We start from the raw sequence: 11,886 nt of genomic DNA, 5'->3' as shown, positions 1-11,886 counted from the left end.
CGCTCCTGTCTGGCTCATCGAAGCCGTGTGGCGACGCGGGAGGAGTCCATTCAATCATTCAAGGCGGACGGCTTCGCCGCCGCTTAACTCAAGCGTTAGCCATCAGGGGTTCGTTATGCGGCGAATATTCGCAATTCTGCTTACGGCTTTCTTGGCGGTTCCTACGCTGACACAGTGCGCCACTCCAACTAAATTTTATTCGGTGTTTTTTCTGGTGACGGTCGACGCCGCTGGCAAAATAAGCTCTCTCCAAGTCGTCCAGGTCAGAGACGTCAAGGGCTCCAGTTCCGGCCCTGTGCAAGTAACAATTCCGGCAAGCTATGTGACGGCCGCACGCGCATTCCTTTCCAAACGCCCATACAAAGGTCCGAGCCAGTTCGTTGACTATACGTTCTACGACCCATCTCAACCTTCCCGCGCTGACATCAACCCTCAGGCTGGTGGTCAATGATGGCTAACAACTCGTTCAAGGCGGACGGCTTCGCCGCCGCTTAACTCCAGCGTTAGGCGGCACACATGAACTTCAGCGACCTTGAAAAGGCAGCCCTCCAGCTAAACGAGCTCTACGAGCAGCTCGAGGCGAAGAGGTACGGCCGCGTCTGGAGCACACAAGAACTCGCACTCGGCTTCATGGGAGACGTTGGCGATCTGGCAAAACTTGTCCAAGCACACGCCGGCGTCCGCACAATCGATGATGTTCAAGCCAAACTAGGTCACGAGTTATCGGACTGCTTATGGTCGGTTCTCGTCTTGGCGAACAAGTGCGGGATTGATCTGCAGGCCGAATTCGTCAGGAACACTAAGGAGATATCTGAGTATGTGTCCAACGAACTTGGCAAATCGGCGGGTGCCGACTAACAATTCATTCAAGCCGAAGCCGCTTCGCGGTTCGGCTTAATTCTGGCGTTAGGCCTCAAGGAGCCGGCTCATGCAATACCAAATCGAACAGGAGTCTGGGCGTGACGCCTTCGGTAACCAGTCATTCGAGGCGGGTGGCTTCGCCGCCGCTTAGCCCCAGCGTTAGGGCGCAAGATGGAAATCACGGCTACACCTTCCTGACAGTATTGAGTAACTTGATTCATCCGCACATCGGCCCTCTAGTGGCGTCTGATCATGCGTGCAACGCGGCTTGATTCAGATGTCAGGTGGCGTGGGCAACATTCAACTCGGCGAACACGAATCATGAAGTCATCAACCGCGACTACCGCATCTGATTCGAGCATCGAAAAGCGACTGGCCGAGTTTGTCGACAAGTTCGAACCCGCCAACGCCGGGCTCATTCGGCAGTGCCGTGTCGAGCTTCGCAAGCTCATGCCCACCGCCATCGAGTTGGTCTACGACAACTACAACTTCTTCGTCATCGGCTACTGCACAACTCCGCGGGCTTCCGATTGCATTGTTTCGATTGCCGCGGCAGCAAACGGAGTCGGTATTTCTTTCTACCAAGGTGCCACGCTGGCCGACCCGGACAGGCTGCTCCAGGGCAGTGGAAAGCAGAACCGCTTCATACGTGTGCCCAGTATCAAAACCCTTCGCGCGCCTGAAACGCTTGCACTCATCCACGCAGCCATCGCACAAGCCAAAGTCCCACTTCCATTCACGGGTGTGGGGCGTACAGTCATTCAATCGGTTTCCAGCAAGCAGCGTCCGCGGCGCAAACCCGAGAGTGCCGCCTGACTATTCGTTCAAGCGGATTGCTGCGTTGTGTCGCCGTAAGCAGTTAGTCCTCGCGGCAGCGACCGCTTGAGTCCAGCGGCAGGCGCCTCGAACTTGGAGAGCCACATGCGATGCTTCCTCTTGTTGCGAATTGCGTCGATTCTCACCTTGCTGCTTGCCGCGGGACACACCTCCGGCGGAGTGGGTTTCTGGTCTCCCGCAGGGGATACTGAAGTGCTACGCGCCATGAGGTCGTTTCACTTCGATGCCGGTGGCGCCAGCCGTACCTACATGGACTTTTTTCTTGGCTTCGGCTTCACCATCAGCGCCTACCTGTTCATACAGGCGGTTGCCTTGTGGCAACTTGCATCCATCGCGAAGTCTGATGCACGTCGCGTTCGCCCTCTGATCGGCTCGTTCTTGTTGGTGTCCGTTGCGTCTGCCGCCCTGGCATGGAAGTTCATTTTCGTGGTGCCAGTTGTCTCGTTCAGCGCGGTGGCTGTTTGTCTCGGGCTTGCGTTTTACGCCGCTGGGAAACGCAGAGACGCCTGATCCTTCCGTCGAGCGGATGCCCGCTCATGTCAAAAGCCACACGTCACTATTCGGAGATCGTCGTGAAAAAAGCATTTCAATCTTCACGTGACGTCATTATCCGAACCGATGCCTGGGCAGATGCCACCAGGTTTTACGAGTCGGTGCTTGGGCTTCCGGTCAGTCATCGGAGCGAGGAGTTGATGGGCTTCGAGACGGGTGCGTTCTGCCTGTACGTCGAGAAGGGTGATGAGCACGGGCCGGTCTTCGAGTTTCTGGTGCCCGACGTCGAGGCAGCAAAACGCCGGCTGGTCGACGCTGGCTGCACCATCGTGGAAGAGAACGCTTCCGTTCCACGGTGTTACATCCGTGACCCCTATGGCGTCGTGTTCAACATCGGTCGCGCGCCTGCTGCAGAATGAGGCGGGTGCTGCCTGACTGTTTCGATAGCGATATCCCGTCGACGCCGCTCGAAAACCGGGCGCCAATCGGTTCATACGCCAAGTAGAGGCCTCGACCATGCAAGCATCCGTCTTTGTCGGTACCAGCCTCGATGGTTTCATCGCGCGACTTCATGGCGAGCTCGATTTTCTTCCGCCTGGTGGTGGCGAACCGCATGGCTACGACGAGTTCATGGCCACGGTGGATGCTCTGGTGATAGGTCGCAAGACGTTCGAAACGGTGCTCGGCTTTGATGCGTGGCCGTACGGCACGAAGCCGGTGTTTGTGCTCAGCACTCGCGCACTGTCTCCGGCGCCCGCTGACGCCGTGGTGGAGCACCTGTCGGGGGACCCGGCCGAGATCGTTGCGCAGCTCGACGCCCGCGGTATCCGGCATATCTATGTGGACGGCGGAATCACCATTCAGCGCTTCCTTCAGGCCGGGTTGATCCAGCGCCTCGTGGTTACACGGGTTCCTGTGCTTATCGGGGTAGGGATTCCGCTGTTTGGTGAGCTGTCGCGCGACATCATCCTCAGACACGTCGGCACACGGCAGTACGCCAGCGGCCTCGTGCAGAGCGAGTATGTGGTGCTCGCCTGAGCATTCATGGCGTATCGGCCGCGGTGGTGGTCGCGATGACGCGCCGTTTCTGGCACTTTGCACGAGTTCAAGGTCAACATCTCAGCGGGAGACGGGGTCATGGGGTCTGTGGATATTTCTGCCACATCGGCGGCGACCGTGCGGGTCACTTCGACCGGGCTGATGGTTGACGGCAATGGCTCGCTGCAACAGCTGCTGGGGTTTGTGGATGCGCTGCTTCGCGGCATCGGCCAGGTGATGCTGCAGAACAACAGCTATGCGGGCCTGCTGTTCCTGTTCGGGATTTTCTACAACTCGACGCTGTTCGGGCTGGCGGTGCTGGTCGGTACGGCGGTGAGCACGGCGACGGCGATGCTGCTTGGGGTCGACCGCGCGCTGGTGCGGGTCGGGCTGTTCGGTTTCAATGGCGCGCTGGTGGCGATTGCGCTGCTGTATTTCCTGCAGCCGGACCTGTTGAGCTGGAGCTATGTGGTGCTGGCTTCGGCCTGCACGACGATCCTTATGGCCGCAATGCTGCACTTGCTGAGTGTCTGGAAAATGCCGGTGCTGACCGCGCCGTTTGTATTCACCGCGCTGGGATTTCTGCTGGCGTGCGCGCGCTTCGGCCGGCTGCATTCGACGCATGTGCTGCCGACGGCCGGACTGCCGCAGGCGGCGACGGTTGAGGGCATCGTGAGCGCGTCGACCGTACTGCAGGGAACCTTCAATGGGGTGGCGCAGGTGTTCTTCCAGGGCAACGTGATCACCGGCGTGATCTTCGTGATCGCGTTGCTGGTCAGTTCGCGGGTGGCCTGTGTCACGGCCCTGCTGGGTTCGCTGACCGGCTTGCTGGTGGCGTGGGGGATGGGTGCGGCCGAACCGGCGATCCGCTCCGGCGCGTTCGGCTTCAACGCCGTCCTGGCGGCGATCGCGCTGGGCGGCGTGTTCTTCGTGCTGGATGCGGCGTCGATCGCCTATGCAGTGCTGGCCGCGATCACCACGACGATCGTGTTCGCGGCGACATCGGCGGCACTGCAGCCGATCGGGATGCCGGCGCTGACGTTTCCGTTCGTGCTGGTGGTGTGGCTGTTCGTGCTGGCGGGCCCATATTTTCCGCGGTTGCGGCCGGTGGCAGCTGCGTGACGAGGGCAGGTCTACGGCACCGGCGCGGCCTTACAGCATGCGCAGCAACTCCTTCATCAGCGGCAGCCGACGCACGCGCACGGCGCTGGCGCGGAAGACGGCATTGGCCAGCGCCGGGGCGGCGGTCGGCATGGCGAGGAAGCTGGCACCGGCAGGCGGGCGGTCATCGGCGGGCACGACGATGACTTCGACCGCGTTCGGCAGCTGCGCCATGCTGGCCAGCGGATAGTCCTTGTAGTTGTGTTGCTGAATCTGGCCGTCCTTGAAGGTGATGGCGAGGTTCAACGCGGTGGACAGCGCATCGAGCGTGGCGCCGGCGAGCTGACCTTCCAGACCCAGCGGGTTGATCACGCGACCGACGTCGGCGGCACAGACCACGCGCTGGATCACCAGCTTCTGGCCCTGCATCGCCACCTCGATCGCATGCGCCACGTAGGCGCCGTCGACATGCCAGCAGGCGATGCCGAGGCCGTTGACGCTGTGCAGCCAGTTCTTCCATTCGATCCGGTCGGTGACCAGCTTCAGCACGTTGGCCAGGCGACCGGTATCGAGCGTGCCGCCGGCGCTCAGCGGCAGCTCGCGCGGCGCGCCGAGCATGCGCAGGCGAGTGACCAGCGGATCCTCTTTCATGCTGTTCGCGATTTCGTCGATGAAACTTTCCACCGCGAACGCGTTGCTGAGGTGTGGCATGCCGCGCATCGGGCCGCGCGGAATCACGGAATCCAGCGCATACCAGTCGCTGCGATAGTTCGGCACCAGCGCGGCGGGCAGCTGGTCAGCGTGCAGTTCGGACGTCCATAACCGGTTGTCGGGCATGTTGCGCCGGGTCAGCGCCGAGGCGCTGGCCATGCGCTGGTTCCAGCCGGTCAGTTGGCGCTTGCGATCGAGGGTCGCGCTGAGCTGGTGCACGCTGCCGGAGCGATAATAGTCGTGGCCGAAGTCCTGGCCGCGTGTCCACAGCAGGCGCACCGGCTTGTCGACGGCTCTGGCCAGCATCACCGCCTCGGCGACATAGTCGTGATCGAGCCGGCGGCCGTAACCGCCGCCGACGCGTGGCACGCGGATGTCGATCTGCGCGGGACTCAGGCCGGTCAGTCGCTGCACCACCGCCCATGCTTTCTGCGGTGCCTGGGTCGGCACGACGAGGCTGGCGCGATCCTTGTCCAGCTTCACCAGACAATTCATCGGTTCAGCAGTGGCATGCGCCAGCCACGGCTGGTAGTAGGTGGCGTCGAGCCGGCGTGCGGCTTTCCTGCCCGCGGCATCGACGTCGCCGTCGTTGCGTACGCGCGTGGTGGGATCGGTCTTGCCGGCGAGCAGGGCGCCGGCTTGCTGCTCCAGTACGTAGCTGCTTTCACTGCCGCTGGCGCCGGGCTTCCATTCGAGCTTGAGCTTCTCGCGGCCTTGCAATGCCGACCAGGTGTCTTCGGCCAGCACCGCCACGGCCGGGGCGATCACCGTGCTGCCCAGCGGCTGGCCGGGTTCGGGTCGCAGGCGCACCACTTTCACAACGCCTTTGACGGCGAGCGTGTCGGTGTCGTCGATATGCGCCAGCGTGCCGTCCGACCACGGGCAGTGCACCAGCACGGCGACCAGCGCATCGCCGTAGTGCTCGTCGATCGCATAGCGGGTCAGGCCGGTGACGATCTCGCGTGCGTCGACGTCACCGGCCGGCTTGCCGATCAGCTGATAGTTCGCGGCGTCTTTCAGCGGCGGCGCGGTGGTGGGCAGGGCGATCTTGCTGGCGTCCGCGGCCAGGTTGCCGTAGGTGAAGCGACGGCCGTCCGGCGCGATCACGGTGCCGGCCTCGCAGCGCAACTTGTTGGCGGGCACGCCGAGTCGACGCGCCGCGGCTTGCAGCAGCAACCAGCGTGCGGTCGCGCCGACCTGGCGCAGGTCGTTCCAGGCGGCGGGGATCGAACCGCCGCTGCCGCCGACCTGGCGTCCGTAGGTCCAGCGCGGCTGGCCGTTGTTGTCGGTCACGCCGAGGCCGAGCGGCACTACGCTGACGCGGTTCCAGTCGGCATCGAGTTCGTCGGCGATGATTCGTGGCAGCGAGGTGGCGACGCCGGTGCCGGTGTCCGGATCGCGTGCGCCGATCAGCACGTTGCCGTCGGCGTCGATGCGCACGTAGACGCCGAGGTCATAAAAGCTGTCGCCGAGCAGGGCCAGCGGCAGCGGCGCATCGGCCGCATCGGCCATGCGGATGCCGACGACCAGCGCGCCGGCGGTGCCAGCCAGTACCTGCAGGAAGCGGCGGCGTGAGAGTCGGATCTGGTTCGGCGTGGTGGGATGGTTGCTCATGGCTGGCCCGCCTTGCCGGCGGCGACGCGCTTGATCGCGCGGCGCACACGGGTCTGGCAGCCGCAGCGGCACAGGTTCGGCAACTGGTCGATATCGTCGTCGCCGGGATGCGGCTTGCGCCTGAGCAGGTCGACCGCGGCGATCAGCCAGCCGGGCGTGCAGTAGCCGCAACCGATCGCATCCTCGTCGACAAAGGCCTGCTGCATCGGATGCAGGCTGCCGTCGTTGCCGGCCAGGCCTTCCACCGTGACGATCTGCCTGTCGGCCAGCTTGGCGAGCGGCTGGGTGATCGCGGAGACCGCCTTGCCGTCGAGCAGCACCAGGTCGGCGCCGTTTTCGCCGCGCTCGCCACCGTACTTGGTGCCGGTCAGCCGCAGCACGTCGCGCAGGTACCACAACAGCGGCATCTGCGGATCGCCGGTGTGGCGGTAGTGCTCGCCGTTGATCTGCAGATCAATGCCGTCGCGTACCTTCTCGGGCACGATACTGCTGTCCGTAGTGACCGGCACGGCCTGGGCTTGCACGGGCGCCATCCATCATCTCCTCACGAAATCTGTCCGCACATTGTGGCATTGCTGCCGCCCGCTTAGGGGTGTGCGCGACTGAACAGGCGGCGCCAGACCACGTATACCGGCACGCCGGCCAGCATGATCAGCGCACCGATGCCGGCGTTGCGCGGGTTGTCGCGCATCGTCATCACCACCACCCACGCCACCGTGCCGATGAACAGCAGCGGCAGCCACGGATAACCCGGCACCTTGAAGCTCGCCGTGGCGCCATCGCGGCGGCGATACCAGAACAGTGTGGCGACACCGACCGCGCAGGCCAGCCAGTCGCCGAACGTGGCGTAGTCCAGCAACTGGCCGTAACTGCCCGACAGCGCCAGCACGATTGCCCAGCCGGCCAGCAGCAGCAACGCGGTGTTCGGCGTGCGGTAGCGCGGGTGCAGCCGCGCTACCGCACGGAAGAACAGGCCGTCCTCGCCCATCACCTGCAGCACGCGTGCGCCGGCGACCAGGGTGATGTTGCAGAAGCCCAGCGTGGATATCGCCACGCCAAGCGCAATGATTTTGGCGCCGATCGGGCCGACGACCTGTTGCATCACGTCGGCTGCCGGCGCGCGGCTGGCGGCGAGGCCGTCATGCCCGAGCACGGCCAGATAGGCCACGTTGACCAGCACGTAGGCGACGATCACCAGCAGCATGCCGAGCGTCAGCGCGCGCGGCAGCGTGCGTTGCGGATCGCGCACCTCGCCGGCTAGGTTGTTGAGATAGGTGAAGCCGGAGTACGCGAACAGCACTGGCAGCGCTGCACCGATGAAGCCGACCCCGCTGCGCGCCGGATCGATCGCCAGCACCTGGCCATGACCGGCACCGGCGAGGAACAGCCCGCATACCACCAGCACGGCCACCGCCAGCAGCTTGAGCAGGGCGAACAGGTTCTGGATCTGCGCGCCGAGGCGGATGCCAAACAGGTTGATGCCGCTGACGAACACCAGCGCACCGATCGTCAGCGGCAGCGCCATCGACGGTGGCAGGCCGAACACCGCCGATGCATAGCTGGCGAAGATCGTCGCCACCGCCGCGGTGGAACCGGAATAGATCACCAGCAACATGGTCCAGCCGAACAGGAAGCCGGCCAGTGGTCCAAACGCTTCGCGCAGATAGACATACGTGCCGCCCGCATGCGGGCGGCGTGCACCGAGCTCGGCGTAGCACAGCGCGCCGATCAGGGTGAGTACGCCGGCACCAGCCCACATCAACAGCAACGCCAGGCCCGACTCGGTGCGCTGTGCGGCAATCCCGGGGTTGAGAAAAATGCCGCCGCCGATGATGCCGCCAACCACGATCAGGGCGGCATCCCACGGGCGCAGGCTGCGCAGATAACCGGGCTGGTGGTCGTTCATGCAGTAGGTCACCAAGGGCGGGAGGCGCAGCATGGCGGGCGTCACGCATGCGGGCAAGCCTGTGGTGTTTCAGTCCAGGCGAAACTCGCCGCGGATACCCATGGCGCAGGCGCCGCCGATGCTGATGGCGCCGGTCGCCGCATCGCGCATCACCTCGATGTAGCCATCGCGACCTACTTCGCGTCCTTGGCTGGTGCGGTAGTGCAGGCCGTAGCCGGCGGGGTCGCCGACCTCGGCCAGGAAGGCCATGATCGCGGCATTCGCACTGCCGGTGACGGGATCTTCGGGAATGCCATCGGCGGGACAGAATGCACGCACAGCCATCGCTGCATCACCCCTCGCATCACGTGTGAGCTCGCGGCCGAATACACAGGCACCGACCGCGCCGGTGGCCTGGCTGAGCGTGGCGATCAGCGCAAGATCAGGTTGCAATTGGCGCACGTCTGCAGCGCTGTGCAGATCGCAGACGAGCCAGAGCGGTCCGTTGTCGACCAGTCGCATCCGGGCATGCGTGAGATCGAGGTGCAAGGCTTTCGCCAACTGGGCACGCTCGCGTGCGTCTAGCGTCTGCACGCTGGCAGGCGGCGCCTGCACATGGATGATCCGTTCCTCGCCGCGGCCCTTGACGCGCACGGGCAATAACCCGGCGGCGCACTCCTGTACCAGATCGAATTTGCCGGGCGGTACCAGCGCGGATTCGATCGCGGCATACGCGCTACCGACGCTCGGGTGGCCGGAGAAAGGCAGCTCCTGGCGCGGGGTGAAGATGCGTACGCGGTAGTCTGCGTCGGCGCGGGTTGGCGGCAGCAGGAAGGTGGTTTCAGACAGGTTGGTCCAGCATGCGAATGCTTGCATCGTGGCGTCGTCCAGGCCGTCGCCGTCGATCACCACGGCCAGCGCGTTGCCGAGCAGCGGCAGGCTGGAGAACACATCGAGCTGCATGAAGCGGCGAGTGCGGGGCATGGCGATTCCGGCTGGGCAATCGCCTGACGATGCCACCCGCAAGCGTCCGTCACAAGTGGAGTGCGCCCCGGCCAGCGTGCGCACGGTGGGTTACGGCAGACGGGGACGAGGCACCAGCAAGCAGGAAGCCGACGTCTTGCGGCGTCGGCTTCCTGTGCGGCGGGTCCAGGGATGGTCAGAAGACGCTGAGGAACAAGGACAGGTTCGTCACGTTGAGCGTGCCGATGCCTGCGCCGGGGTCATAGCCATTGACGCCGTTGTAGAACCAGTTGTCGCCGGCCCTGATGTCGTTGAACGGCGAGAACGGGCCATAGCCGAAGATGTTCTGCAGCGGATAGACCTGTGGATTCCAGAAACCGACGCGACCGCGGGTCGACTGCTTCAGCAGGGCGCTGATGCCGTTGAGCTGGGGTGCGACGAAACTGGTGCCGCCTTCGCCCGTCAGCAGGCCCGTGCCATCCAATGACGAGACGAAGCTGTAGCCGGTATAGGGGTCCGCGTCGAGCGAGATGTCGGGTACGTTGCGGCCGCGGTAGTTGGCCGGCAACGTGTAGTTGACGCCGAGCGGAAAAATACGCGACGGCGGGAGCAGCAGGGTCTGGTTCTTCTCACTCTTGCGGATGCCGGAGGTGAACTGCTGATAGCGCGGCAACGACCAGAACACGCTCACGCCGCCACCGCCACCGACCGAGAACACCTCATCGGTGATATCCACGCCGAAATTGGTGTTGAAGTAGTTGGAGATCCAGTCCCAAGCCCAGACACTTTCCTTGCTGATCGACGCCGTCGGCCCACCGCTGAAGCTGAAAGAAAACGGTACGGTGGTGCCGCCTGCGGTGGTGATGAAGGGATCGGAGCCTGGGGCGTCGGTGGTGAGCGGCGGTGGTACGGGGTCGGTGAGAAAGCCGCCCAGTCCGCGCACCGTGTCGTAGGCGCCCGAATCACCGGATGTGGCGAACATCGAGATGCCCTGCGCAGCCGCTTCCATGAAGACCTGGTGGAAGGCCAGCAATTCGTCCGTGTAGTCGACGCCGCTGTTGAGCTGCGGGAAGTAGGCGATTTCCGGCGAGCCCCAACTGACCGACAGGCTGTCCACCTTGTTGTCGGACACCGCCTGATTGAATACATCGAAGAAGCCGGCATCGGTATTGGGTGCGTCGTACACGATGATGTTCGCCCAGGGCGCCAGGCCACCGGACTGTTCGACATCGAGCGAGGTTTCGCCAGAGCCGGCATTGCTGCCGAGTGGGCCGCCACCGTCCACGTGCACCTGGGTGATGCGCTTGGGCTTCACGGCCAAGCCGATCGTGCTCCAGTAGCTGTAGGCGTCGGCGGGCAGGAAATTCGCCAGCGTGGCGATGCCGATGGTCGAGCCCTTGCCGTTCACGCCGGCCTTGTAGAGCGGGTTGATGTTGTAGCGGTTGGCCACGTCACCGACCGTGAATGCCTCGGGTGTGCAGGTGGCGGTGGGGTTGCCGGTGCACGGAACGGTGGCGGGCGCCGTCGCGCTCCTCGCCAGTGCATTGGTTGTCGGACCCTGCGGTAGCGGGAGCACGCTGACGCGATGCGAGCGATAGCGGGCCTCGCTGCTGAGGCCCGAGGCCACGACCAGCGTGCCGGAAAGCGCCGAGGGCATACTTGGTGTGGCATTCGGTCGGTGGAAGGTGGTGCCGTCACTGGCCTGGTAATCATGGATGGACGTATGGAAGGCCGTATTGAACTGGCCGATCGTGCCGCTGACCTTGATCGCCAGATGATTCGGCAGCAACTCGACCTGGGTGAGCCCCTGCTGCTTCAGGTACGACTGCACTTTGGCGATCTCGTCGGCAGTGGCGCCATAGCGATCCGCAAACTGTGCCGTGGTGAGGAAGCGGTGATACGAGGGATTGCCCTGAGTGACCGTGCTGTAGATGTACTGCTCGAGTGCGTCCTGATTGTGCAGGCCGAGCACCAGCGTGACATTCACGGTTTGACCGGGATTGCTTGCCCCCAGGTCGGTAGGCGTCGAGCCGCTTGCGGCGAAAGATGTGGTAGCGAAGCCGCAAAGCAGCAACGCCAACGAAGTCGCGAGCGACTTGCGATGCAAGTGCGTGAGCATGAGCTTTCTCCAAGGGTTGAAACGGTCACGCTGGGTAACGCTGTGGCACCACATTGCGTAGCGCCCGCGCGCCCGGCAGGCCGGTGAGCCGTACGTTCGTAATCTCGTTCCCGAGAACCCAGGACGGCCCCTGAAGATCAATCCGCGCTGGTTCGGCGACGCTAGCAGCGTGAGATCGATCTTGGAAGTGTCTGATCAGGCGAAATATTTCTCGAAACGCAGGCCACAGCTCAAAATATCCCGCATGAAATTGCGGTTGTGCTTT

General features: G+C 63.8%; 11 protein-coding genes. 6 read left to right on the top strand and 5 right to left on the bottom strand.

Annotated elements, in window-relative coordinates; all coding sequences use genetic code 11:
- Nucleotides 1-516 precede the first annotated feature (516 nt).
- The 6 genes from IE071_RS14900 (at nucleotide 517) to IE071_RS14875 (ending at nucleotide 4,350) form a co-directional block, all read left to right on the top strand.
- Nucleotides 517-858 (top strand): nucleoside triphosphate pyrophosphohydrolase family protein, encoded by a 342-nt coding sequence (locus IE071_RS14900; RefSeq protein WP_189442324.1) that lies wholly within the window; start codon nucleotides 517-519, stop codon nucleotides 856-858.
- A 324-nt stretch (nucleotides 859-1,182) separates the two neighbouring features.
- Entirely contained in the window at nucleotides 1,183-1,677 is a 495-nt protein-coding gene (locus tag IE071_RS14895) for a hypothetical protein (protein ID WP_189442322.1), read from the top strand.
- Between the two features lie 105 nt (nucleotides 1,678-1,782).
- A complete protein-coding gene (locus IE071_RS14890) occupies nucleotides 1,783-2,208 on the top strand; it encodes an LIC_13387 family protein (RefSeq protein WP_189442321.1) in 426 nt (141 codons plus the stop codon).
- Nucleotides 2,209-2,234: 26 nt separating this feature from the next.
- Nucleotides 2,235-2,609: a VOC family protein gene (locus tag IE071_RS14885; RefSeq protein WP_189442319.1), complete on the top strand. Its 375-nt coding sequence runs from the start codon at nucleotides 2,235-2,237 to the stop codon at nucleotides 2,607-2,609.
- A gap of 97 nt (nucleotides 2,610-2,706) precedes the next feature.
- Nucleotides 2,707-3,228 (top strand): dihydrofolate reductase family protein, encoded by a 522-nt coding sequence (locus IE071_RS14880; RefSeq protein WP_189442317.1) that lies wholly within the window; start codon nucleotides 2,707-2,709, stop codon nucleotides 3,226-3,228.
- Between the two features lie 99 nt (nucleotides 3,229-3,327).
- A complete protein-coding gene (locus IE071_RS14875; protein ID WP_189442315.1) occupies nucleotides 3,328-4,350 on the top strand; it encodes an urea transporter in 1,023 nt (340 codons plus the stop codon).
- Nucleotides 4,351-4,380: 30 nt separating this feature from the next.
- Here IE071_RS14875 and IE071_RS14870 read toward each other — a convergent pair whose 3' ends face one another.
- From IE071_RS14870 to IE071_RS14850, 5 genes are all read right to left on the bottom strand, one after another.
- Entirely contained in the window at nucleotides 4,381-6,654 is a 2,274-nt protein-coding gene (locus tag IE071_RS14870) for a xanthine dehydrogenase family protein molybdopterin-binding subunit (RefSeq protein ID WP_189442313.1), read from the bottom strand.
- The gene (locus tag IE071_RS14865) at nucleotides 6,651-7,187 is read right to left on the bottom strand and encodes a (2Fe-2S)-binding protein (protein ID WP_189442312.1); all 537 of its coding nucleotides are present in this window, start codon (nucleotides 7,185-7,187) and stop codon (nucleotides 6,651-6,653) included. The genes IE071_RS14870 and IE071_RS14865 overlap by 4 nt, the downstream gene beginning before the upstream one ends.
- A 53-nt stretch (nucleotides 7,188-7,240) precedes the next feature.
- Nucleotides 7,241-8,560 (bottom strand): APC family permease, encoded by a 1,320-nt coding sequence (locus IE071_RS14860; RefSeq protein WP_189442310.1) that lies wholly within the window; start codon nucleotides 8,558-8,560, stop codon nucleotides 7,241-7,243.
- 69 nt (nucleotides 8,561-8,629) lie between these two features.
- A complete protein-coding gene (locus tag IE071_RS14855; protein ID WP_189442307.1) occupies nucleotides 8,630-9,523 on the bottom strand; it encodes a PhzF family phenazine biosynthesis protein in 894 nt (297 codons plus the stop codon).
- Nucleotides 9,524-9,698: 175 nt separating this feature from the next.
- Nucleotides 9,699-11,621, bottom strand: coding sequence for a S53 family peptidase (locus tag IE071_RS14850; RefSeq protein WP_189442305.1), 1,923 nt, complete (start codon nucleotides 11,619-11,621; stop codon nucleotides 9,699-9,701).
- Nucleotides 11,622-11,886: the final 265 nt, after the last annotated feature.

The organism is Rhodanobacter panaciterrae (assembly GCF_014651895.1).
Taxonomy (GTDB): Bacteria; Pseudomonadota; Gammaproteobacteria; order Xanthomonadales; family Rhodanobacteraceae; genus Rhodanobacter; species Rhodanobacter panaciterrae.
This window is presented reverse-complemented; position numbering and strand designations above follow the sequence as displayed.